Source organism: Actinokineospora sp. PR83, assembly GCF_021056305.1.
GTDB classification, from domain to species: Bacteria; Actinomycetota; Actinomycetes; order Mycobacteriales; family Pseudonocardiaceae; genus Actinokineospora; species Actinokineospora spheciospongiae.
In genome coordinates, this window is record NZ_JAJCXD010000004.1 from 28,496 (window position 1) to 52,664 (window position 24,169).

The window sequence follows — 24,169 nt, forward strand, 5'->3', positions numbered from 1 at the left end:
CGAACCACACCCACCGGCGCAGCAACACCGGCCACCCCGAACCCCGCCAAGCGCAGCAGCCGACCACCCCGAAAACCGCAGGACCGGCTGCCCGGGTGGGTGGATGCGCTCAGCGGGCGACCACCCTCGCAACCGGCGGCCGAGCCACGCCCCTGCCCGGGTGGGTGGATGTGTTTGGTCGGGGGTGGCGATCATGTGCAAGCCTGCCCTGGGCGGTGGGGCATCCCTTCAGCCCCACCCTGTCACGCTGGGCCACATGATCGCCGTAGGGGCCCCGGCCAAGCACATCCACCCAGCCGGGCACCCCCACCGAACCCGGGCTTCAGGCCAGATGGTCAGTGGACCTCGACCGAACCCTCCTCATCGGCGAACTGCGTGCGGTACAGCTCCTCGTACCGCCCACCCCGGCGCAGCAACTCCTCGTGCGTACCCCGCTCGACCACCCGCCCGGCCTCCACGACCAGGATCTGGTCAGCAGCGCGGATCGTCGACAGCCGGTGCGCGATGACCAGCGCCGTGCGCCCGTCGAGCGCCTCGGCCAACGCCTCCTGCACCGCCGCCTCCGACGTCGAGTCCAGGTGCGCGGTGGCCTCGTCCAGGATGACCACCCGCTGCCGGGCCAGCAGGAGCCGGGCGATGGTCAACCGCTGGCGCTCCCCGCCGGAGAGCCGGTAGCCGCGTTCGCCGACGACCGTGTCCAGCGAATCGGGCAGGCTCGCGACCAGGTCGGCCAGCCGGGAGCGGCGCAGGGCGTCCCACAGCTCGTCCTCGCCCGCCTCCGGGCGGGCCAGCAGCAGGTTGGCCCGGATGGTGTCGTGGAACAGGTGCCCGTCCTGGGTGACCATGCCCAGGGTGGCGCGCACCGAGTCGGCGGTCAGGTCGCGCACGTCGACCCCGGAGAGCCGGACCGCGCCGGAGTCGACGTCGTAGAGCCGGGGGGCGAGCTGGGCGATGGTCGACTTGCCCGCCCCGGACGTGCCCACCAGGGCGACCGTCTGCCCAGCCTCGGCGCGGAAGGACACCCCGTGCAGGACCTCCACCCCGGCCCGGGTGTCGATCGCGGCGACCTCCTCCAGCGACGCCAGCGACACCTTGTCCGCCGACGGGTAGGCGAAGCGCACGTCCTCGAACTCCACCGACACCGGGCCGTCGGGCACCGGGCGGGCGCCGGGCTTGTCGGTGATCAGCGGCGGCAGGTCCAGCACCTCGAAGACCCGCTCGAAGCTGACCAGCGCGCTCATCACCTCGACGCGGGCCCCGGCGAGCGCGGTCAGCGGCGAGTACAGCCGGGTCAGCAGCAGCGCCAGCGACACGATCGCCCCGGCGTCGAGCGAACCCGCCACCGCCAGGTGGCCGCCGAGCCCGTAGACCAGGGCCAGGGCGAGCGCGGAGACCAGGGTCAGCGCGGTGACGAACACCGACTGCACCATCGCCGAGCGCACCCCGATGTCGCGCACCCGCCCGGCCCGCTCGGCGAACTCCCGCGATTCCTCAGCGGGCCTGCCGAACAGCTTCACCAGGGTCGCGCCGGGCGCGGAGAACCGCTCGGTCATCTGGGTCAGCATCGCCGCGTCCAGCGCCGCCGCCTCCCGGCGCAGGTCGGCCACCCGGCGGCCGATGCGGCGGGCGGGGATGACGAACACCGGCAGCAGCACCAGCGCCAGCAGCGTGACCTGCCAGGAGATGCCCAGCATCACGACCAGGGTCAGGGCCAGCGTGACCACGTTCGTGACCACCCCGGACAATGTATCGCTGAACGCCCGCTGGGCTCCGAGGACGTCGTTGTTGAGCCTGCTGACCAGGGCACCGGTGCGGGTCCGGGTGAAGAACGCGATCGGCATCCGCTGCACGTGGTCGAACACCCGCGACCGCAGGTCGAGGATCAGCCCCTCCCCGATGCCCGCCGACAGCCAGCGCGACACCAGGCCGAGCCCGGCCTCGGCGAGCGCGGCGCCCGCGATGAGCAGCGCGAGGCCGACGACGACGCCGTCCGGGTCACCCGCGACGATCGCATTGACGACCCGGCCCGCCAATACCGGGGACAGCACCGCCAGACCGGCGAGGACCACGCCCAGCACCAGGAAGGCGAGCAGGCGTTTGCGGCGGGGTCTGGCTATTTCCAGGATGCGTTTGGCGGTGACCCGGGTGGGCATCTTGCCCGCGGTGCCGCCGGTGCGGGCAGCGCTGTAGAGGGCGCTCCAGGCCGTCATCTCCATGCTCATGGTTGTCCTCCGTCGTCGAACAGGTGATCAAGCGGAGGATAGGACCTCTACATTGCTCGAAGTCAACCGCGACGTGAGTGGTGGGTTCTCCGAGCTGGGGTGCTGCGGGCGGGTTCGCTTGGCGCGGTTTGGAAAGCGCCGGTCGTTTGTTGTGGGCGCCCGGGTGGGTGGATCCGCTTGGGCGGGGCCCCTACGCCGATCATGCGCCCAGTGTGACCGAGTGGGGCGAAAAGATGCCCCACAGCCCGAGCAGGCTTGCACATGATCGGCTCCCCCACCCAAGCAAATCCACCCACCCGGGCATTGGCGTAGCCGGGCCGGCGGTTGGCGGAGTGGTCGCCGGCTGCGCACGGTGGGGTTGCGGGTGGCGGTCCGCCAGGCTTGCGGTTGGCGGGCTGGCGGCTGCGCACGGTGGGGTCGGGCGGCTGGTGGCCGGGCTGGTGGTCTGTGGGGTGGCCTGCGGCTGCGCCGGTGGGCTTGATGTGTTCGGCTGGCAGGGCGGCGGGTTCGGGTGGCTGGCGGGTGGGGTGTGGGTGGGCCTGTGGCGGTTGGGGGCTCGGGTCCGCGAGTGGCCGAGTGGCTTGGTCGGGAAGCCCTAGACTGCGCGCGTGATCAGGATCGTGCGGGACTTCGGGACGGGGATCGGGCTGCTGGGGCGGGGGTTCCGGTTGGTGCTCGGCAACGGTGGGCTGTTGGTGCGCGGGGCGCTGCCCGCGTTGGTGACCAGCGTGGTCCTCTTCGGTGCCCTGATCGGGTTGGCGCTGGGCATCGGTGACCTCGTCGCCTGGGCCACGCCTTTTGCCGACGGCTGGGGGGAGGTGTGGCGCAGCGTGTTCCGCACCGCGTTGGGGGCCGGGGTGGTGATCGGGGCGGTGGCGCTGATGATGGTGTTGTTCTCGGCGCTCACGCTGATCATCGGTGGGCCGTTCTACGAGAGCATCGCCGAGGAGGTCGAGGACCGGGAACTGGGCGGGGTGCCGGAGGCGCAGCGGATCGGGTGGGGTCGGTCGGCGTGGATCGGGTTGCGGGACGGGCTGCGGTTGGCCGGGTTGGCGATCCTGTTCGCCGTGGGGTTGTTCGTCGCCGGGTTCATCCCGGTGGTGGGGCAGACCGTGGTGCCGGTGGTGGCCGTGTTCGTCGGGGGGTGGTTGTTGGCCGTGGAGATGACGGCCATCCCGTTCGTGCGGCGGGGGCGGAGCCTGCGGGAGCGGCGGCGGGCGCTGGGGCGCAGGCGGGCGATGGCGCTGGGGTTCGCCGTACCCGTCTACCTGCTGTGCCTGGTGCCGCTGCTGGCGCTGGTGGTCTTCCCTGCGGCGATGGCGGGTGGCACGCTGCTGGCGGCCAGGCTCACCGACGGTCAGGACTTGTAGGCGACGACTCCGACGACGGTGTGGTTCATCGGGGCCAGCGGGGAGAACCTGGGGCCGTCTGGCCACCAGTCGTGCAGGGGGACCAGGCCCGGGGGGACTCGTTTCAGGCCGGTGAGGAACTCGTCGATCCGGGCGCGGCCCCGGTGGGTGGTGGCCAGGGGGGTGTCGCGCAGTTCGTGGTCGAGCCTGCGGGCCAGTGCGCTGGGCTCGCCGCCGTCCTCGGGGTCGAAGTGGTGGGTGAGGACCAGGTAGGAACCGGTGGGCAGCGCGTCGAGCCAGCCGCGCACCACGGTGAGCGCGGTGGCGTCGTCGGTGATGTGGTGGACGACGTCGCACATCATCAGGGCGACCGGGCGGGTCAGGTCCAGGTGGCGGGTGAGCACCGGGCTGGCCAGGGCGGCGGCCGGGTCGGTCAGGTCGGCCTCGGCGACGTGCGTGAGCTCGTTCTCCTCCAGCAGCGCCCGGCCGTGCGCCAGCACGATCGGGTCGTTGTCCACGTAGAACACCCTCGCCTCGGCGTTGGTGCGCTGCACGATCTGGTGGGTGTTGTCCGCCGTCGGCAGGCCCGCGCCGAGGTCGAGGAACTGGTCGACCCGGCGCTGCACGGTCAGCATCCGCAGGACCCGGCCGACCCACTCGCGGTGTTCGCGGGCGACCGCGCGGGCCTCGGGGGCGATCCGCAGCAGGCGTTCGACCAGGTTGCGGTCGGCGGTGTAGTTGTCCCGGCCGCCGAGGAGGGCATTGGAGAGCCGGGCCTGGTTGGGCGCCTCCAGGTCGAGCCGTGCGCGCATCTGCACGTGCTCGACGCTCATGGCGCTCCAAAGGCTGGGTGACAACGGTTCGTGCTCACCGTAGTACAGACGGTCGCTTCGGTTCCATCATCGGCCGTACGGCGCACCCGTTCAGGGCAGCGATACCCACCGGTTTGCGACTTGTCACTCTCCGCAACCAGACCGCTCGGTCGCTCGGTTCGGCCGTCCCGGGGACGTGACTCAGGGCAACAGGGACCGGGCCGCGCCCAGCTCCGCGAGGGTCGGGGGGTTGGCGCCCGCCCGGGAGCAGGTGATCGCCGCGACCGCGTTGGCGAAGTCGAGCGCGTTCTCCAGGGACCGCTCGGTGACCGACGCGATGGCGGTGTGGTTGCCCGAGAGCAGCCCCGCCCGCGACAGCCAGTGCAGCAGCCCCGCGGTGAACGCGTCGCCCGCGCCCACCGTGTCGACCACCGTCGTCGGGGGGCCGGGGCGGGTGGTGGTGTGGTTCCCGGTGACGGCGTGGGCGCCGTCCGCGCCCAGGGTGACGACGACCAGGGACGGCCCCAGGGCCAGCCACCGCGCCGCCCGCCCGACCGGGTCCTCGCCGGGGTAGAGCCAGCCCAGGTCCTCCTCGCTGACCTTGACCACGTCGGACAGCGCCACCTGCCGCTCCACCCTGGGCCGCTCCTCGGCGGGGGTGCCGGACAGCGACGGGCGGACGTTCGGGTCGTAGGACACCGTGCGCTCGGTGCGCATGGCGGCTTCGACGACCCGGGCCCCCGGCTCCAGCAGGGTGGCCAGGGAACCGGTGTGCAGGCACTCCGCGCCGTCCAGCGGGGGCAGGGCGGTGACGTCCCAGGTGATGCGGAAGTCGTAGCGGGCCACCCCGGCGGCGTCCGTGGCGGCGAAGGCGACGCTGGTGTCGGAGGTGGGGGCGGGCAGGGGGCGGACGTCGACCCCGGCGTCGGTGAGGTGGGTGCGGACCAGGGTGCCGAACAGGTCGTCGCCCAGGCGGGTGCCCAGGACCGACGCGGTGCCCAGGCGGGCGAGGCCCAGGGCGACGTTGGCGGGGCTGCCGCCGGGGTGGGCGGTGAACGTGCGGCCGTCGGCGGCGGCGATGAGGTCGGCCAGGGCCTCGCCCACAACGGTGATCATCGACTGCTCCCGGCGGCGGTGTCGGAACTGGTGCGGGGCCAGCCTGCCACAGGTCGGGCGGGGTGCGGCGCGGCTGCGCGCCGGGCGGCGGCCCGGTGCCCGGAACCGCCCCGCGGCCCGCCCGGGGTGGTCGGAGCGGGTGCCCGGGAGGCGCCCGGACCGAGGCGGGGGAAAACCGGCCTCGGGTGGCTCACGACGATTTCGCCGAATCCGACCGCGCGCACCTGGAACGCCTCTGAGCAGCGAATACCCGCAACGGGAATGGCGGGGCACAGGCGCGGGATCTGTACCCGATCGGGACGCCGGGCGCCCATTCCCAGTGGGACGGGCGGCGCGTTCCCGCGCGGAACCCCGGCGGTCGGTGACCGAGTGGGGGAGAACCCGGCCCGCGCGGGTCCACGCCCCGCCGCGGGCGGGCCGGGGAGCCCTCAGTTGGTGGTGGTGTCGTCCGGCAGGTGCCAGGCGTGCATGGTGATCTCCATCAGGAACCGCTGCTCGGGGTCGTTGAGGCGGTCGCCGAGCAGTTCCTCGATCTGGTTCATGCGGTAGCGGACGGTCTGCGGGTGCACCGCGAGCCGCGACGCCGTCTCGTTGATGTCGCCGCGGGTGTGCAGCCAGGTCCGCAGGGTGCTGGCGACCCGCTCGCGCTGCTTGTCGGTGAGATCGGCGAAGGCGGCGCGGATGGGCTGCGCCACGTGCGTGACCAGGGACTCGTCGGCGAACATGAGCAGCGTCGAGAGGTTGCGCGAGCACCAGGTGACGGCCACCTCGGGCAGCACGCCGCGGTGCACCAGCGACATCGCCTGCCGGGCCAGCCGCTGCGAGCGGTGCGCGTCGGCCAGCGGCACGGTGGGGCCGACCGCGGCGCGACGGCCCTGCAACTGCCCCTCCAGGTTCGGTAGCTGCGCGCGGGGGGCGGGCAGCACCAGGCAGGGGTCGCCGCTCTCCAGGTCGACCAGGACGTCGCGGCCCAGGGCGGGGACCGGCAGGTGGTGCTGGTCGGCGCGGTACTCCAGGACGACGACGGCCACCTCGTCGGGGATCTGCCAGTCGGCGGCGGCGGCCAGCTCCACCAGGGACTGGGTGGGGGCGGGCGGGTCGGACAGGATGAGCTTGAGCAGTTGGCGGCGCCTGCGCTCGTAGGACCCGCTGGCCTGCGCCTGGGCCTCGGTGTACCCGGCGACGGCGACCACGCACAGGTCGTCGACGTAGGCGAAGATCGCCTCGGCCACGGTGAGCAGCGTGTCGGCCGGGATGCCCAGCTCCTGGCCCGCGACGCTGACGTGCCGCCACACCGCGCGGGCGCCGACCCGGACCGCGGTCTGCAGCGAGTCCATGGTGCGGCCCTCGAGGAACTCCATCCGGCCCGCGTAGCGGAACGCGGCCAGCCAGTCGGTGCGGTCGGCGGTGGGGTCGGCGATGAACTCGAAGCACTGCATGATGGCGGCCTGCACGCTGCCCAGCAGCACCTCGCCGAACTTGCCCTCCATCGGCTGGCGGTAGGCGGGCACCGCCTCCTGGATCGCGTCGAGGGCGTCCTGGATGAGGGTCCTGGCCAGCGGGCGCACCCGGTCGGCGATGCCCGGCACGACCGACGCCCAGATCGGGACCGCCGTGACGCCCGGCCCGGGCTTGTCCGATTCGCCGCCGACCGGCCCGCCCCGCTGCGTCACCGCCATCTCGCCCTCCACCCGCGCGATATCGACACCCCCGCACGACTTCGTGTCCATTGGTGTCCTCGAACACTAAAGAGGGGTCAAGGGGCTGTCAATCGTCCACGCAGGCCGGTCGCCGCACCGGTGGACGGGTTTGCGCGCCGGTGGCAAGCCGCGAACGCGCAGACTGTTCATATCTGCACAATTCCCGCCGCCGATGACAATGCCTGCCGAAACCGCCCTATGCTTCGGCGAAAATCATTCGGGAAAGGTGCTCCAATGGGGATTTCGGCGCGCGAGGCCGTGTTGCACGGCCGCCGGATCGGCTACCTGCACCTGCTCCCGGAGGGCGCCCCGACCGACGACCCGCTGGTGCTGGTGCACGGGCTGGCGGGGACCAGCGCCACCTGGAAGCCGCTGCTGGCCGAACTGGACCGCCGCGGCTGCACCCGCGAGGTGATCGCGGTCGACCTGCCCGGGCACGGCCGCTCGCAGCGCCCGCACGGCGACTACTCGATCGCCGGTTACGCCAACGTCGTCCGGGACCTGCTCGTCGGGCTCGGGCACCGGCACGTGACCCTCGTCGGGCACTCGCTCGGCGGCGGGGTGGCACTGCAGTTCTCCTACCAGTTCCCGCAGATGTGCGGCCGGGTCGTGCTGGTCGACAGCGGCGGGCTGGGCACCGGGGTCAGCCGGGCGATCCGGGCGGCGAACCTGCCGGGCACCGCGATGGCGCTGCCGCTGATCGCCAACCGGCTGACCGTCGCGCTGGCGCGGGCGGTCGTGGGGCGGCGGGTGGAGGCGCGCGAGCTGGTCGAGCACTTCGGCACGCTGGCCTCGCGGGACGCGCGGACCTCGTTCGTGCGCACCGTGCGGGCCTCGGTGGGGCTCGGCGGGCAGCGGGTCTCGGCCACCGAGAAGCTGTACCTGGCCGAGGACCTGCCGTCGCTGGTCGTCTGGGGCACCGAGGACCGGGTGATCCCGGTGGGGCACGGGCGCCGCGCCGCCGACCTGATGCCCGGTTCGCGGCTGGTGGAGCTGGAGGGGGCGGGGCACTTCCCGCACGTGGCCCAGCCCGCGTGGTTCGCCGACGTGCTGGTGGGGTTCCTGGACGAGACCACCCCCGCCCGACTGGACGTGGAGGACCTGGCGCACCACGTGGACGCCTGAGCACCGGTGGGGTGGGCGCGGCCCACCCCACCGGGCGACTACAGGCCCAGGTTGGCGGTGAGCCAGGGCCAGGCGGTCCGCAGTTCGCGCTTCCAGTACGGCCAGGTGTGCGTGCCCTGGTAGAAGTGCTCGGTCACCGCGATCCCCTGCGACCGCAGCTTCCACACGAACGACTGCGAGGACGCGAAGGACGCGGGCTCCACCGGGTCGGCCGCACCGGGGAAGTCCAGGGGGCCGAAGATGCCGTTGCCGCTGGAGACGTAGAGCGCGGTGCCCCGGAGCTTGTCGGTGTGGTCGTACGGGTTGTTGTCCGACCACCGCTGCCGCTGGAAGATCTCATCGCCCCACAGGTCCAGCGGGTTGTAGCCCTCCATGGCCACGAGTCCCTGCAGGACGAGGGGAACCGTGGGCAGCAGGGTGTTGGGGGCGCCGCTGAAGGACGCCGCGGCCACGAACATCCCCGGGTGGCGGAAGGCGTAGGCCATCGCGCCGTAGCCGCCGACGGACAGGCCCGCCACCACCCGGCGGGTGCCGCTCTTGTAGCCGCGCTCGACGATCTGGCGGACCTCCTCGGTGTGGAAGCGGTCCCAGTCCTGGCCGTCGCCGCGACCGAAGTTCCACCACTTCGAGTACATGCCCGCCTTGCCGTCCGAGGGCTGCACGACGATCAGGTCCAGGGGCGCGGCCAGGGCGGCGATGTCGCTGTAGGCCGACCAGGACCGGTAGTCGGCGTTCTCGCAGCAGCCGTGCAGCAGCCACAGGGCGGGCCAGGTGCGGGTGGCACCGTCCCAACCGGAGGGCAGCAGCAGCCGGACCCAGCCGTCGCCGCGCAGGGCCGGGGAAGCGATGCGCAGGTCGAGCGTGCGCTGGTCGACCCGGACCTCCTCGACGACCCGGGCGCCGTCGTCCGCGGTGACCGCCGCGGCGGCGGCCTGCGGTGCGGGCAGGGTGAAGGGGACGGCGACGGCCGTCGAGGCGAGCAGGGCGAGGGCGAGCAGCCATCGCGTGCGGCGGTGTGCCAAGGGGTTCTCCGGCGGAAGGTGTTGTGCGGGGACTAGGTCGTGTTTCGAAAGCCCGTGTTCGCGATAGCCGCGCCGAGGCGGCCCCTGGCGGCACGGGCCAAGGACACCGATACAACCCCGGTATCGGCGCCCTCGTCCCGCACCACCAGGAACCACCTCGATCACGACTCTCATCGAACGAGACTTCCGAAACACGACCTAAACCCGGACCGGCGCCTCCAGGGCGCGGGCCAGGTGTCGGGCCAGGGTGCGGACCCGGGGTGGGTCGATCATGCTCAGGTGGTCGCCGGGCACCCGGGTGACCCGCAGGTCCGGGCACAGCGCGTCCCAGCCGAGCGCCTCGTCGGTGCGCAGGTAGCGCGGGTCGAGGGTGGCGGTGAGCGGGTGCGGGTCGGTGGCGCGCAGCAGCAGCACCGGACCGGCGTAGGGCCTGGGCCGCCAGCGCTCGCCGACCCGGGCGTCCACGTAGGACGTGTACTGGTGGCGCAGCGCGCCCCGGCCCAGGTCCGGGACGGCGGCGAGGCGGTCCATCACCACGTCGACCTGTTCGTCCTCGTCGAGCGCGGCGAGCGCCTCGCGCGGCAGGTCCAGGGCCACCCCGTAGGTCCGCTCGACGTGCTCGGCGAACCGGTCGAAGCGGTCCAGCACCAGGTCGGCCGGGTCGGCGCCGGGCAGCGGGAGGACGGTGTCGATGAGCACCAGCCGGTCGACGCGCTCGCCCTGCTCGGTGAGCAGGCGGGCGACCTCGTAGGCCAGGCAGCCGCCGAAGGACCAGCCGCCGAGCCGGTAGGGCCCACTCGGCTGGCGCTCGCGCAGCAGCCGGGCGTAGCGGGCCGCCTTGGCCTCCACAGTGGACTCGTCGTCGAGCCGCTCGAAGCCCAGGACCGGGTAGGAGGTCGGCAGTTCGGCCACCAGCGGCTGGTAGACCGTGGTTGAGCCGCCCGCCGGGTGGAACAGCGCCAGCGGCGGCCTGCCGCCGCCCGCGCGCAGCACGGTGACCGGCCCCGGGGCGCCTTCGAGTTCGTCGCGGACCAGGTCGGCCTGGGCGGCGATGGTGGGGCGGGCGAACAGCGAGGTCACCGGCGGCACCTCGGCCAGCCTGGCGGACAGGGCCGCGTGCACCCTGGCCGCGGCGGCCTCGTCGCCGCCGAGGTCGTAGAAGCCGGTGTGCACACCGGTGGGGGCGCTGCCGAGCGCGTCGGTCCACACCACGGTGAGCCAGCGCTCGGTCGGGTCGCGCGGGGCGACCCCGTGCGGGCCGGGGGCGGCGGTCGCGGCGGGCAGGCCCAGTTCGTCGCCGACGTGCCGGGCGACCTCGGCCAGGCTCGCGCCGCGCAGCAGCAGCGCCACCGGCAGGGCCACGTCGAAGTCCTGCCGCACCGCGGCGCGCAGGCGCGCGGCCATCAGCGAGTCGATGCCGAGGTCGGTCAGCGGGGTGGCGGGGTCGACGGTCGCCGGGTCGGCGCCGGTGAGCCGGGCCAGGCCGACGACCAGGTGCGCCACCAGGGCGCCACGCGGGTCCGGGCCGCGGGTGAGGGCGGGCGCCGGGAGCGCGGCGGGGGCGACCGAGGCGGTCAGCGCGGACAGGTAGGGCCTGCGGGCGAGGGCGGGGAACAGCGACAGGGCGCGCGGCACGTCCAGGCGGGCCACCCCGAGCCCGGACCGGTCGTGCGCCAGCGCCCCGGCCAGCGCGGCCATCCCGTGCGCCGGGTCGACCTCGGCGAAGGCGGCGTTCGGGCGGTCGGAGCGGGAACCGTCGTCACGGGCCCAGGCGCCCCAGTCCAGGGTGACCGCGGGCAGGCCGCGAGCGCGCCGGGCCTCCACCAGGGCGTCCAACCAGGCGTTGGCGGTGGCGTAGGCGGCCTGGCCGGGGGCGCCGACCAGACCGGACATGGAGGCGAAGGCCACCCACCAGTCCAGCTCGACCCGCTCGGTGGCCTGGTGCAACCGCAACCCGCCGAGCACCTTGGGCCGCCACACCCGCGCGATGGCCTCCCGGCTCAACCCGGCCACCGGGTGGTCGGCGAGTACCCCGGCGGCGTGCACCACCCCGCGCAGCGGCACCCCACCGCGCTGGGCGCGGGCGATCAGGGTCGCGGCGAAACCGGGCTCGGCCAGGTCACCGAGCACCACGTCGACCTCAACACCGCGGGCGCGGGCGGCGCGGATGCCCGGCTCCGCCTCGGGCCGGTGCACCCGACCCGCCAGCACGACGCGGGTCGCCCCACCGTCGGCCAGCCACCGGGTGAGCCTGCGGCCGATTTCCCCGGTACCCCCGGCGACGACGTAGGCGCCCGCGCGCACGACCGGGGGTCGGCCGTCGGCAGTGGGGGCGGTCGTGGCGGTCAGCCGGGCGCGCAACCGCCTGCCCGAGCGCCAGGCGACCTCGTCGTCGTCGCGCCCGGCGCGCAGCTCGGCGGCCACCGCGGGCGCCCCGGAGGCGAGGTCGACGTCGAGGAGGGTGGCGTGCAACTCGGGGTGCTCGAAGGCGAGCACGCGGACCAGGCCGCGCAGGCAGGCCAGACCCGGCTCCCCCGGCCCGGCACCGGGGACGGTGGCGCCGCCGGTGGTGACCACCCACAGCCGGGGCGGGTGGTCGCGGCGGGCGAGCAGGGCGGCGATCGCGGTGACGGTGTGCACCAGGGCCTCGGCGTGGCCGGGGGCGCGGTAGCGGGCGGTGGGGCCCGCCACCACGACCACACCGGTGGCGGCCTCGCGCTCCACACCCGAGACGGTGACCTCGACGACGTCGTCCTCCTCGGTGAGGACGGCGGCGAGGTCGGGCAGGCCGGGGAGCGCGGGATCCCCCTCCGGCACCAGCACCCAGCGCCGCCGGGCCACGAGGACCGGGTCGCTTGTGGAACGCGCGGCGGCGAAGACCGCATCACCTGCGGCCCGCGCGGCCACCTCGGCAGCGGGAACCGGGGCACCCGTGGTTCGCGCGGTGGCCTCGGCGGTGGGGATCGGCGTGTCCGTGGGGTCCTCGGCGGCGCGAGTCGGGTGCTCGGGGTCGGTGGGTGGGGCGTCGGCGAGGTCGGCGGTCCAGTGGGGTGCGGCGGGGAGTGGGGCCGGGTCCCAGCGGCGTTCGACGGCCGGGCCGCCTGCCTCGGCGCGGTCGGGGGCGGGGGCGCGCACGTCGAGCAGTTCGACCAGGACGGTGCCGTCGGCGGCGAGCAGGCGGACCGTGCCGAGCAGGACACCGGGGGCGGTGACCTCGGCGGTGGCGACGCAGTGGGTGCCCAGGGCCGGGTCGCCGGGGACGCGGGTGCGGGCGATGCCGTCCGGGACGTGGTGGGCCGCGGCGCCGGGGAGGCCCGCGGCGGCGGGGACCAGGGCTTGCAGGCAGGCGTCGGCGAGGGCCGGGTGCAGGGCGAAGCCGTCGTCGCCGCCCGCGGCGGCGGGCAGGTGGACGCGGGCGGTGGCGGTGCCGGGGGTGGCGCGGACGTCGGTGAGGCCGCGGAAGGCCGGGCCGCGCTGCTGCCCGGCGGTGGTCAGCGCGGCGCGCAGGTCGAACGGTTCGCCCCCGGGCGGGTGGGTCACCGGTGCGGGTGGGGCAGCCGTGTCGGGCAGGAGTCTGGCGGTCGCGTGGGTGACCCAGCCGCCGTCGGCGTCGCGGGAGCGGACGGTGAGGTGGCCCGCCCGGTCGAGTTCGGTGGTGATGACGGTGTGCGGGCCGGGGGTGAGGGGTTCGGTCAGCGCCAGGTCCGCCACCAGTACCCGGGGGCCGAGCACGGTTCGGCCTGCGGCCAGCGCCAGTTCCAGGAACGCGGTGCCGGGCAGCGCGCCCGACCCGTGGGCGCGGTGGTCGGCCAGCCACGGCAGGCGGCGTACCGGCAGCGGGGCCTGCCACACGTGCCTGCCGTCGTCGGGGAGTTCGACGTGCGCGCCGAGCAGCGGGTGCGCCGCGGGGACGGCCGGGGCGCGCTCGGGCACCCAGTGCCTGCGGTGCCGCCAGGCCGGGCCGGGCAGGTCGACCACCGGGCCGAGCGGGTAGCGGGTGGTCAGGGCGGTGGAGTCGCCGTGCACGTGCAGGGTGGCCTGCGCGCGCAGCCACTCGGCCACCGCCGCCCCGCGCCGCAGCGTCGGCACCACCAGCACCGGTTCCGCCCGCCCGTGCGCCTCGAAGCGGTGGACGGCCAGGGCATCCCCGGGGACCGGCTCGACGGGCACCGGCTCGACGGACACCGGCTCGGCGAGGAGCGGCTCGCTGAGCATCGGCTCGGCGGGGGCAGGTGGCGGCGGGGTGCGCCGGGCCACGGCGAAGCCGGGCAGGACCGGTGGCAGGACCCCGACCCCGGCGGTGGCGGCGTTGTGGGCGGCGGCGGTCTGCTCCACGGCGGTCAGCGCCACCGGGTGCGGGGCGACCTCGACGAAGCGGGTGTGCCCGGCGGTGAGGGCGGCCGACACCGCCCGGGTGAAGTGCACCGGCTCGCGCAGGTTCGCCGCCCAGTAGTCGACCGTGCCCAGGGTCGGGGTTCCCGCGGCGCCGACCACGCTGGAGTGGAAGGGGATCTCGGGTGGGCGGGGGGTCAGGCCCGCCAGGGCGGCGCGGAAGGCGGGCAGCGCCGGGTCGATGGCCGCGGAGTGTGCGGCGGCGCGCACCCGCAGGGGCCGGGCGAAGCCGCCGCCGGAGTCGACGTGGGCCACCAGGCGGGCGACCTGCGCGGCCGGGCCGCTGACCGTGCACAGGCGGGGCGCGGCGTGCACCGCGATGCCGACGCCGGGGTGATCCGGTGCCAGCGCGGCGAACTCGGCGTCGGACAGCTCCAGCGCGGCCATGGCGCCCGCGCCCGTCGCGTCCAGCTCGGCCAGGACCGCGGTCCTGGCGGTGACCACGCGCAGGCCCTGCTCGGCGTCCAGGACACCCGCGACCACCGCGGCGCTCACCTCGCCGACGGAGTGGCCCAGGACCGCCGCGGGCAGCACGCCGTGGGCCCGCCACAGGCCCGCCAGGGCGAGCTGCATCCCGTACAGCGCCGGGGCCTGCACGGTGAACGGTGCGGCGGCCGGGTCCCGCAGCGCCGCGCGCAGGGAGAAGCCCGCCGCCGCGAACAGCGGTTCCAGCCGGTCGACCTCGGCCAGGAACGCGGGTTCGGCGGCCAGCAGTTCCCGGCCCATGCCGGGCCAGTGCGACCCGAAGCCGGAGAACACGAAGACCGGGCCGGTGTCCGGCGCCGCCGCGGCCGGGACCCGGCCCTGCACCGCCGCGGCCGAGGACGCGCCGGAGGCCACCGCGCGCAGCGCCTCCGCCAGCTCCTCGCGGCCGGTGGCGACCACGGCGGCGCGGACGGGCAGGTGTTCGCGGCGGGCGGCGAGGGTGGCGGCGACGTCGGCGAGGGGGACCCGGGCGCCGTCGGTGGTCTCCAGCCAGTCGACCAGGTCGGCGGCGCGGTCGCGCAGGGTGGTGTGGGTGCGGGCGGACAGGGCGAAGACCTCGGGGCGGGGGGCCACCGGGTCCGGTTCGCGCGCCGCGGGCCACTCCTCCAGCACCACGTGGGCGTTGCTGCCGCCGAAGCCGAAGGCCGACACGCCTGCGCTGGCGTGGCCGGAGTAGCGCGGCCACGGGGTCGTCTCGGCGGTGACCCGCAGGCCCAGCGCGGCGAAATCGATCAGCGGGTTGGGGGTGCGGTAGTGCAGCGTCGGCGGGATGCGGCCGTGGGCGAACGACAGCACGACCTTGATCAGGCCGACCACCCCGGCCGCGCCCTCCAGGTGCCCCAGGTTGGTCTTGACCGAGCCGACGAGCAGCGGCCGGTCGCGGCTGCGGCCCGCGCCGAGGACCGCGCCGAGCGCGCCCGCCTCGATCGGGTCGCCCAGCGGGGTGCCCGTGCCGTGCGCCTCAACGTAGTCCACTGTGGAGGGATCGACGTCGGCGGCGGGGTAGACCCCGGCCAGCAGCGCCGCCTGCGCCTCCGGGTTGGGGGCCATCATGCCGTTGGAGCGGCCGTCGGAGTTGGTGGCGGTGCCGCGCACGACCGCCAGCACCCGGTCGCCGCGGGCGCGGGCGTCGGCGAGGCGGCGCAGCACGACCACCCCGCAGCCCTCGCCGCGGCCGATGCCGTCGGCCGCGGCGTCGAAGGCCTTGCAGCGGCCGTCGGCGGCCAGCACGCCGGAGCGGGCGAAGGTGCCGGTGACCGCCGGGGTGAGCAGGACGTTGACCCCGCCGACCAGGGCCAGGTCCGCCTCGCCCCGGCGCAGGGCGCCGACCGCGTGGTGCACGGCCACCAGCGACGACGAGCAGGCGGTGTCGACGACCATCGACGGGCCGCGCAGGTCCAGCAGGTACGACAGGCGGTTGGCCACCGCGCTGGCCGCCGCGCCGGTGCCCGACCACGGTTCCACCGCCTCCGGGTCGGCCAGGCTGAACAGCCCGTACTCCGACGCGGACACTCCCATATAGACACCGGTGCGGGTGCCGCGCAGCGAACCGGGGGCGATGCCCGCGTGCTCCAGCGCCGCCCACGCCACCTCCAGGGTGATGCGCTGCTGCGGGTCCATCACGTCGGCCTCGCGCGGGGTGATGCCGAAGAACTCCGCGTCGAACCCGGCGACGTCGTCGAGGAACCCGCCGGTGTGCGGCAGCAGCCGCAGCACGTGCGGCGGGGCGCTCCAGCGGCCCGGCGGGCGCGGGCCGACGGCGTCGGCGCCGCGGTCGAGCAGGTTCCAGAACGCCGCCGGGGAGTCGATGCCGCCGGGCAGCCTGCACCCCAGGCCCACCACCGCGATCGGCTCCTCCGGCGAGGGCGGCGGCGGGGGCGGCGCGGCGGGGACGGCGCCCGCGGGCAGGACCGGCCGGGCCCCGGTGACCGCGGCGGCGAGCGCGGCGACGGTCGGGTGGCGGTAGCCGAACGTGGGCGGCAGCGACCGGCCGGTGCGCCTGCCCAGGTCGCCGACCAGGCCCACCAGGTCGCGGGAGGACAGCCCGTACTCCAGCAGTGGGCGCCGCGGGTCGATCTCGGCGCGCGGCAGCGCGGCCGCCTCCGCCACCCGGTCGACCAGCCAACCGACGAGGTCCTGCGCCCCGTCGGGCACCGTCATGACGGACCGGTCTCGGCCAGCGAGTCGGCCAGGTAGCGCTCGCGGCAGGCGATCCGCGACAGCTTGCCGCTGGAGGTGCGCGGCAGGCTGTCCGGCGCCACGATCTGCACCTCGCGCAGGGTCAGCGCGTGCCGGTCGGCGACCGCGGCGCGCACCGCGGCGGCCACCGCGGAGTGGTCGAGCCCGTGCGCGGGCACGGTCTTGGCGCGCTCGGCCAGCACCACCGCGCGCTCGCCGTCGGCGCCGGAGACCGCGAAGGCCACCACGTTGCGCGGCCGGATCGCCTGGTGCGCGGCCTCGACGGTGCGCTCGACGTCGTGCGGGTAGTGGTTGCGGCCGTCGACGACGATGAGGTCCTTGATCCGGCCGGTGATGTAGAGCTCGCCGTCGTACCAGACGCCGAGGTCGCCGGTGGCCAGCCAGGGGCCCGCCGGTGCGCCCGGGCCGTCGACGCAGTTGCGGAAGACCCGCGCGGACTCCTCCGGCCGGTTCCAGTAGCCGCTGCCCACGTTCGGGCCCGCCACCCACACCTCGCCGACCCGGCCGGGGGCGCTGGGCGCCCGGGTGGTCGGGTCCACCACGAGCACGCCCTGCTCGATCGGCTGCCCGCAGGACACCAGCCGCACCACGTCGGCGGCGTCGTCGTCGACGGTGACCGCGCGGCCCTCGGCCAGCGCCACCCGGTCGAAGCGGTGGTCCACGGCGGGTCTGCCCGGTCTGCTGGCGGAGACGAACACGGTCGCCTCGGCCAGCCCGTAGGACGGGCGGTGCACCTCCGGGCGCAGCCCGCACGGGCCGAAGGCGGTGTGGAAGCGCTCGATCACCGCGGCCTGCACCGGTTCGCTGCCGTCGATCAGCGCGGTCACGGTGTCCAGCCGCAGCCGGGACTTCTCCCAGTCCGACACCTTGGCCGCGGCGTAGGCGTAGGCGAAGCTGGGGGCGGCGCTGATCGCGCCCGGGTTCACCGACAGCGCGCGCAGCCACCGCTCGGGGCGCTCGACGAAGGCCAGCGGGTCCATCAGCACCGTGCGCACGCCCGCCACCAGCGGGGCGGCCACCGACAGCACCAGGCCCATGTCGTGGAACAGCGGCAGCCAGCTCACGGTGACCGAGTCCGGGCGCACCCCGTAGGCCCGGTTGGCCTGCCGGGCGTTGGCGACGACGTTGCCGTGGGTGATCATCACCCCGCGCGGGTCGCCGGTGGAGCCGGAGGTGTACTGCAGGTAGGCCAGGTCGTTCTGCGCCAGCGGGACCGGCTCGAAGTGGGCGGCGATCGCCGAGGGCAGGGTGTCGACGGAGATGACCTGGGCGACCGGGAGCCGGTGGGTCTCCACGAACGCGGTGACCGACGGCGCGGCGTCCTGGGTGGTGAGCACGGTGGAGGAGGCGCAGTCGCGCAGCACCGCGGCGAGCCGGTCGCCGTGCCCCGGCATGTCGGGGGTGAACAGCGGGACCGCGGCGGCACCGGCGCGCAGCGCGCCGAGGAAGGCGACGACGTAGTCCGGCGTCTGTCCTATGAGGACGGCGACCGGGGCGCCCTTGCGCACCCGGCGCTGCAACCAGGCCGCGACCGCGCCGACCCGGGCGTCGAGTTCGCGCCAGGTCCAGGCCGACTGGGCGCCGCCGCTGTGCGAGCGGAAGTCGAGGTAGCTCAGCGCCACCTCGTCGGGGTTGCGCGCCGCCCAGGCGCTCAGCAGACCGGGTAGGTCCTCCGCAGCGGGCAGGCCGCCGTCCTTGATCGCGGAACTCATCTGCACAGTCCTCACCAGGGGGCCACGTCGACACCGGACGAGAAAACGTGAGTCTCCTTTTCCGCCGGTGGGTGGAAAAGGCGTTCCGATCACGGTAATGCCGATGTTACTGGCGAGTCAACATAGAAATGTGACGCGATTATCGCAACGACGACTGGTGCGGTGTGCTCCTGTCAGGGGCGTGCGCGGAGCCGTGATCCGTCTTGTGCCGGGGCGACAAGTACGGGGTCAGCCGCGGCGAGAGCAGCACCGCCACGACCTGGAGCGCGGCGGCGGCGAGCAGGGTCCTGGTGTACCCGTCGGCGAGCGCCTCCCCGTCGGCCACCCCCCCGCCCATCAGCGCCGCGGTCAGCGCCACGCCCAGCGCGCCCGCGAATTCCCTGGCCGCGCTGAGCACACCGGAGGCCACCCCGGCCACCCGGTCCTCCACGACGTCGAGGGCGGTGGTGGTCAGCGGGACGGTGAACGCCGAGCCGAAGCCGATCAACAGCAGCCCGGGCAGCCGGGGCAGCACCGTGGGCGAGCCGTTGACCACGGCCACCAGCACCAGCCCCAGCGCCACCACCAGCATCCCGCCGCCGACCGTGCGCGACGGGCCGAACCTGGCCAGCACCCTCGGCACGAACGGGGCGGTGAACACCAGCGCGGAGGCCACCGCCACCAGCGGCAGCGCCGCGGTGGCCGGGTCCAGGCCGAGCCAGCGCTGGTGCACCAGCGGCGTCACCACGGTCACGCCGGTGACGCCCAGGCCCCACAGCGACTGGATGATCAGCGCGGTGCGGAACACCGGGTTGGCGATGAGCTGCCTGGGCAGCACCGGCCGCGCCGAGCGCCGGTCGCGCATGGCGAACGCCACCGCGGCCAGGGCGGCGGCCAGGGCCAGCGGCGCGGCCCACCCCGGGGCGTCGGCGATCACCAGCAGCGCGCCGGTGACCGCGAGCATCGCCGCGGCGGCCAGCGCGGTGGACAGCGGGTCGGCGCCCTCGGCCGCCGACCGCGGCCCCGGCGGCGGTACGACCAGCCAGCTGAACAGCAGGAACGGCAGGAAACCCCAGAACACCCAGCTCCAGTGCACGGTGGCGGCGATGAACCCGCCCACCGCCGGGCCCAGCGCCAGCGCCGAGGCCAGCGCCACCGTCCAGGTGGCCGCCGCCTTGGGCCGGTCGTCGGGGGCGAGCCGGGTGCGCACCAGGCTCAGCGTGGCCGGGACCAGCACCGCCGCCGCCAGCCCCTGCACCACCCGGCCCGCCAGCAGCAGCTCGAACGAGCGCGCGCTGCCCGCCAGCAGCGTGCCCACGGTGAAGGCGAACAGGCCCAGCCGCAGCATGGCCCGCTCGCCGTAGCGGTCGACCACCGGACCGGCGGCGAGCAGCAGACCGGCGAAGGGGAGCATGTAGGCGACGGTGATGCCCTGGGTCGCCGCGGTGCCCAGCCCCATCTCGACCGCGACCGACGGGGCGGCCGCGGAGACGACCGAGTTGTCCGCCGAGCTGAGGAACGCCACCGAGGCGATGGTCGTGAGCACCCGGCCGCGGTCGCTGATCCAGACCGAAGCAGGCGCGCGGTGCATGTCAGCGGCTCCGGGTGGGCGCGGCCTGCGCCGCGACCGCCGGGGGCGGGAGCTCGCGGCGTCGGAGTGACATGACGGGAACGTTAACGTCGGGGCATTATCGATGTCGACGGGGTGGTGCGTTCTTCGTGACAAAGGAGCACTCCGCGCACCGATGTTGTCACCACCGACCAGAAACCCACCCGGTGGATTCCTGTCACCATCGGACAAATCACGGGATGAATCCCACCGGACACCGCCGATCGGGCGCACCCCCCGGTATGGTCGCCCACGTCCGGTCCCGCAGCGCGAAGGACTCGTCCATGCCACGGCCCCGCATCGAGGTCATCGGTCTCGGCAAGTCCTACGGCCCGATCAACGCCCTCAACGACGTCAGCCTCCAGGTCGACCCCGGGGTGGTGCTCGGCGTGCTGGGCCACAACGGGGCGGGCAAGACCACCCTGATCGACATCCTGGCCACCCGGTCCACCCCCACCAGGGGCACCGCCAGGGTGTGCGGCTGGGACGTGCGGCGCTCGGGGCACCAGGTGCGCAGGCACATCGGCATGACCAGCCAGTTCACCGCGCTGGACGAGACCATGACCGGCCGGGCCAACCTGGTCCTGCTCGCCCGGCTCCTCGGCGCCTCCCGCGCCCAGGCCCGCGCCCGCGCCGACGAGCTGCTGACCACCTTCGACCTCACCGAGGCCGCCGACCGCAAGATGGCCACCTTCTCCGGCGGGATGCGCCGCCGCCTCGACCTGGCCGCGAGCCTGCTGGGCGCCCCGGACGTGCTGTTCCTCGACGAGCCGACCACCGGCCTGGACCCGGTGAGCCGCACCGGCCTGTGGGTGATGGTGGAGGCGCTGGCCGCCCGGGGCACCACGGTCGTGCTCACCACCCAGTACCTGGAGGAGGCCGACCGGCTGGCCAAGGACATCGTCGTGCTGGCCGGGGGCCACGTGGTCGCCTCCGGCACCCCGGCCAGCCTCAAGGCGGGCATCGGGCAGCGCACGGTCTCGGCCACCTTCGCCGACGCCAGGGCCACCCACCACGCGGTCACCACGCTGCAGTACGCCGGGATGCAGCCGCTGGCGGACCCGGCGCAGTGCGCGGTGCAGGTCCCGCTGGCCGCCGCCGGGGAGATCGCCGTCCTGGTCCGCGCGCTGGACGCGGCGGGCGTGCCGATCCTCGACCTGACGGTCACCGAACCCACCCTCGACGACGTGTACGTGGCCCTGCACCGCTCAGCGCAGGAGAAGGCGGCGCGGATGGGGTGGTCCGCGTGAGCAAGCACGCCGCCCCGCGCGGGCGCGGCTCGGCTTCCGAGCAGACCGTGCGGCTGTCCGCCGTGGACATCGCCGCCGGGCGCCGCCAGCGGCAGGACGGCTGGTCCCCCAGTTCGCTGTGGACGCAGATCTCCGTCCTCACCGGACGCTCCCTGGGCTCCGCGTTCAGCGATTACCGGCTGGTGTTCTTCGGCCTGCTGCAACCGATCGTGATGCTGCTGCTGTTCAGCCAGGTGTTCAGCGGGATCGGCCAACTGCCCGGGGTCACCCAGTACTCCGGCTACATCAACTTCCTCATGCCCGCCACCCTGGTGAACATCGCCATGACCACCGCCATGAGTTCCGGCGTTGGCCTGCTGACCGAGATCTACACCGGGTTCATCGGCCGCCTGCGCGCCATGCCCATCACCCTCGGCGCCGTCCTCGTCGCCCGCACCCTGTCGGACTCGGTGCGGCTGGTCGTGCAACTGGCCGTGTCCGTGCTGGCGGCGGTGGTCTTCCTGGGGTTCCGCCCTGACGGCGTCCTCGGCATCACCTCGGCGCTGCTGCTGACGGTCGCGGTGGGCTGGGGGCTGAGCTGGATCTTCATCGCCATCGCCACCTGGCAGTCCAAACCGGAGACCATGCAGGCGGTGTCGTTCATCGTCATGTTCCCGCTGATGTTCGGCTCCAGCGCCTACATGCCGGTCGAGGCCATGCCCGGCTGGATCCGCGTCCTGGCGACGGTCAACCCCATCACCTACGCCATCGACGCCACACGCGCGCTGTCGCTGGGGATGCCGGTGGGGTCGGCGGTGTGGGCGGCGCTGGGCCTCGCGGTCGGCACCGCCGCCCTGGGCGGCTGGCTCGCCTCCCGCAACTTCCGCCGCGCCCGCTGACCCGACCACGCGGCGGCGTCCGACTGCCGCACCCCGGACTCAGGAGCGTGGCAGCACGCCCACGAGCGACGTGACGATGGCGAGCCGCAGGGCGGTCCGCAGTTCGATGCGGTGGACCGCCAGTGCGGGTTCGGACTCGTAGACGGCGAGCAGGCTCGGCGGCGGTGAGGTGTAGGCGGACAGCGCGCCCGCCACCAGCAGGGCGGTCAGGCAGAACTGCTCGGCGTGGTCGCCGACCTCGGGCAGGCACCGCCGGACGAGGCGGGCCATCACCGCGAGGTTGTCCAGCGAGGCCCGCTTGTGCCTGCGGACCACCTCGACCGAGACGTTGTGCTCGAGCACCCCGCCCTGCGCGCCGTAGAGGTCGCAGAGCGCCGTCTGCGCGGCGAGCGACCGGCTGAGCACGTCGGCCGCCTGTTCCGCCCGTCGCACCGCGGGCAGGCCCGGGTCGACACCGCGGGCCAACTCCTGCTCCAGTTCGGCCAGCCAGCCCGCCGTCCGGTCGTCCATCAGGTCGAGCAGCACCGCCTCGCGGGACTCGAAGTAGCGCAGCACCGCCGTCTTGGCCAGGCCGACCCGCCTGCTCAGCTCGTTCAGGGTCACCTCGGCGACCGGCATCTCGTCGAGCATCGCCGAGGTCGTCTCCAGGATCGCCCGGCGCCGGACCTCGCGCTGCTCCTCGGTGCGCGCCCGCTGGAACGTCATGAGGTCGAGCATAGCTTGTGTACCGCCGGTACCTTGACAAGGTACCGGCGGTATATTACCGTTCGGGACATAAGTTACCGGCGGTACTTTAGGAGTGTGCGATGAAGTGGACCGAGCAGCAGATCCCGCGCCAGGACGGCCGGGTGGCCGTGATCACCGGTGCCAACACCGGATTGGGCTTCCAGACCGCCCGGCAGCTCGCCGAGCACGGGGCAGCGGTCGTGCTGGCCGTGCGCGACACCGAGAAGGGCAAGCAGGCCGCCGCCAGGATCGGCGGCGACGTCTCCGTGCGGGAACTGGACCTGACCTCGTTGGACTCGGTGCGCGCCGCCGCGGCGGGCCTGCGCGCCACCCACCCGCGGATCGACCTGCTGATCAACAACGCAGGCGTGATGTACACCCCGAAGCAGACCACCCGCGACGGCTTCGAGATGCAGTTCGGCACCAACCACCTCGGCCACTTCGCGCTCACCGGGCTGCTGCTCGACCTGCTGCTGCCCGTGCCCGGCTCCCGGGTGGTCACGGTCAGCAGCACCGGCCACCGCATCCGCGCCGCCATCCACTTCGACGACCTGCAGTGGGAGCGCTCCTACGGCCGGGCCGCCGCCTACGGCCAGTCGAAGCTCGCCAACCTGATGTTCACCTACGAGTTGCAACGCAGGCTCGCCGCGCACGGCACCACCGCCGCGGTGGCCGCGCACCCCGGGATCTCCGACACCGAACTGGCCCGCAACACCCCGGCGGTCGCCCGCAGGCTGATCGGCTGGATCGCTCCGGCGATCACCCAGCCCGCGACGGCGGGCGCGCTCCCCACCCTGCGGGCCGCCACCGACCCGTCCGTCCTCGGCGGGCAGTACTACGGGCCCGACGGCCTGGCCGAGCGGCGCGGCCACCCGAGGTTGGTCACCTCCAGCCCGGACTCCTACGACGTGACCGTGCAGCAACGCCTCTGGGCGGTCTCGGAGGACCTCACCGGCGTGCGGTTCCCGGTCGGCCGGGCAACCGCCGCGGCGTGAGCTGCGCCGGGGGGCGCCGCGCTGTCGTGCGCGCGAGCGGGGGCCTCGGGTGTTGAAGGCCGCGGCGTCCGACCTCGGGACGAGGACCGGGCGCCGCGGCCGGATGATCAGGAGACGGTGTGGACGATCAGGACGTCCACCGGGGACTTGCGGGCGGCCTCGGCCGGGACCGAGCCGAGGATGCGCCCGGCCAGGGTGTTGAGGCCGCGGTTGCCGACCACCAGCAGGTCGGCGTCGCGCTCGTGGACGACCTTGGACAGGACCGAGACGGGGTTGCCGTCGCGGACGAGGGTCTCCACGTCCTTGGCGCCCTGCTTGGCGGCGCGGTCGTGGGCGGTGCGGACGGTGTCCTCGGCCGGGTTGGCGCCGACGACCTGGTAACCGACGTCGTCGCCGAGGCGGTCCTGGGCGGCTTCGACCTTGCGCGGGTCCGGGGCCTGGTAGGCGCACACCACGAGCAGCTTCGCCCCGGTGTCGGCGGCGAGGGCGGCGGCGCGGTCGACGGCGCGGTAGGAGGAGTTCGAGCCGTCGGTGCCGACGACGATGGTGCGGTAGGCGGTCATGGGTTCTTTCCTGTTCGTTGTCGACTGCGGGCGG

At 74.6% G+C, this 24,169-nt stretch carries 15 protein-coding genes; 5 read left to right on the forward strand and 10 right to left on the reverse strand.

The annotated features are described in order from the left end of the window. Nucleotides 1-335: 335 nt before the first annotated feature. Nucleotides 336-2,153, reverse strand: a complete 1,818-nt coding sequence (locus L6E12_RS01195) for an ABC transporter ATP-binding protein (RefSeq protein ID WP_374201821.1) — start codon at nt 2,151-2,153, stop codon at nt 336-338. A 677-nt stretch (nt 2,154-2,830) separates the two neighbouring features. Between L6E12_RS01195 and L6E12_RS01200 the strand changes: the two genes are divergently transcribed. Next, nucleotides 2,831-3,592, forward strand: coding sequence for an EI24 domain-containing protein (locus L6E12_RS01200; protein ID WP_236225985.1), 762 nt, complete (start codon nt 2,831-2,833; stop codon nt 3,590-3,592). Here the strand turns inward: L6E12_RS01200 and L6E12_RS01205 are convergent. From L6E12_RS01205 to L6E12_RS01215, 3 genes are all read right to left on the reverse strand, one after another. Beyond that, a complete protein-coding gene (locus tag L6E12_RS01205; protein ID WP_236225986.1) occupies nt 3,580-4,404 on the reverse strand; it encodes an SAM-dependent methyltransferase in 825 nt (274 codons plus the stop codon). The genes L6E12_RS01200 and L6E12_RS01205 overlap by 13 nt on opposite strands. 180 nt (nt 4,405-4,584) lie before the next feature. Then, nucleotides 4,585-5,499 carry a carbohydrate kinase gene (locus tag L6E12_RS01210; protein ID WP_236225987.1) on the reverse strand — a complete coding sequence of 305 codons (915 nt, stop codon included), beginning with the start codon at nt 5,497-5,499 and terminating at the stop codon, nt 4,585-4,587. Between the two features lie 428 nt (nt 5,500-5,927). Beyond that, entirely contained in the window at nt 5,928-7,178 is a 1,251-nt protein-coding gene (locus L6E12_RS01215) for a CdaR family transcriptional regulator (RefSeq protein WP_236225988.1), read from the reverse strand. Between the two features lie 255 nt (nt 7,179-7,433). Here L6E12_RS01215 and L6E12_RS01220 point away from each other — a divergent pair, with 255 nt between their 5' ends. Beyond that, on the forward strand, nt 7,434-8,324 hold the full coding sequence (locus L6E12_RS01220; protein WP_236225989.1) for an alpha/beta fold hydrolase: 891 nt from the start codon (nt 7,434-7,436) through the stop codon (nt 8,322-8,324). A 38-nt stretch (nt 8,325-8,362) separates the two neighbouring features. On the opposite strand, the gene L6E12_RS01225 is transcribed toward L6E12_RS01220, so the two are convergent. The 4 genes from L6E12_RS01225 to L6E12_RS01240 all read right to left on the reverse strand — a co-directional run bounded on the left by L6E12_RS01225 (nt 8,363) and on the right by L6E12_RS01240 (nt 19,705). Beyond that, nucleotides 8,363-9,346: an alpha/beta hydrolase family protein gene (locus tag L6E12_RS01225; protein WP_236225990.1), complete on the reverse strand. Its 984-nt coding sequence runs from the start codon at nt 9,344-9,346 to the stop codon at nt 8,363-8,365. Nucleotides 9,347-9,544: 198 nt separating this feature from the next. Then, nucleotides 9,545-16,384, reverse strand: coding sequence for a type I polyketide synthase (locus L6E12_RS01230; RefSeq protein WP_236225991.1), 6,840 nt, complete (start codon nt 16,382-16,384; stop codon nt 9,545-9,547). Next, nucleotides 16,381-18,135 (reverse strand): fatty acyl-AMP ligase, encoded by a 1,755-nt coding sequence (locus L6E12_RS01235; protein ID WP_236225992.1) that lies wholly within the window; start codon nt 18,133-18,135, stop codon nt 16,381-16,383. Before L6E12_RS01235 ends, L6E12_RS01230 begins: the two co-directional genes overlap by 4 nt. Nucleotides 18,136-18,274: 139 nt before the next feature. After that, a complete protein-coding gene (locus tag L6E12_RS01240; protein WP_236225993.1) occupies nt 18,275-19,705 on the reverse strand; it encodes an MFS transporter in 1,431 nt (476 codons plus the stop codon). A 302-nt stretch (nt 19,706-20,007) separates the two neighbouring features. Here L6E12_RS01240 and L6E12_RS01245 point away from each other — a divergent pair, with 302 nt between their 5' ends. Together L6E12_RS01245 and L6E12_RS01250 are read left to right on the forward strand one after the other, a co-directional pair. Continuing rightward, the gene (locus tag L6E12_RS01245; protein ID WP_236225994.1) at nt 20,008-20,973 is read left to right on the forward strand and encodes an ABC transporter ATP-binding protein; all 966 of its coding nucleotides are present in this window, start codon (nt 20,008-20,010) and stop codon (nt 20,971-20,973) included. Between the two features lie 47 nt (nt 20,974-21,020). Beyond that, entirely contained in the window at nt 21,021-21,851 is an 831-nt protein-coding gene (locus L6E12_RS01250; RefSeq protein ID WP_374201822.1) for an ABC transporter permease, read from the forward strand. Nucleotides 21,852-21,890: 39 nt separating this feature from the next. On the opposite strand, the gene L6E12_RS01255 is transcribed toward L6E12_RS01250, so the two are convergent. Continuing rightward, nucleotides 21,891-22,556, reverse strand: coding sequence for a TetR/AcrR family transcriptional regulator (locus tag L6E12_RS01255; RefSeq protein ID WP_236225995.1), 666 nt, complete (start codon nt 22,554-22,556; stop codon nt 21,891-21,893). 101 nt (nt 22,557-22,657) lie between these two features. Here L6E12_RS01255 and L6E12_RS01260 point away from each other — a divergent pair, with 101 nt between their 5' ends. Beyond that, on the forward strand, nt 22,658-23,572 hold the full coding sequence (locus L6E12_RS01260; RefSeq protein WP_236225996.1) for an SDR family NAD(P)-dependent oxidoreductase: 915 nt from the start codon (nt 22,658-22,660) through the stop codon (nt 23,570-23,572). 107 nt (nt 23,573-23,679) lie between these two features. Here the strand turns inward: L6E12_RS01260 and L6E12_RS01265 are convergent, their stop codons facing one another. Then, on the reverse strand, nt 23,680-24,135 hold the full coding sequence (locus L6E12_RS01265) for a universal stress protein (protein WP_236225997.1): 456 nt from the start codon (nt 24,133-24,135) through the stop codon (nt 23,680-23,682). Nucleotides 24,136-24,169: the final 34 nt, after the last annotated feature.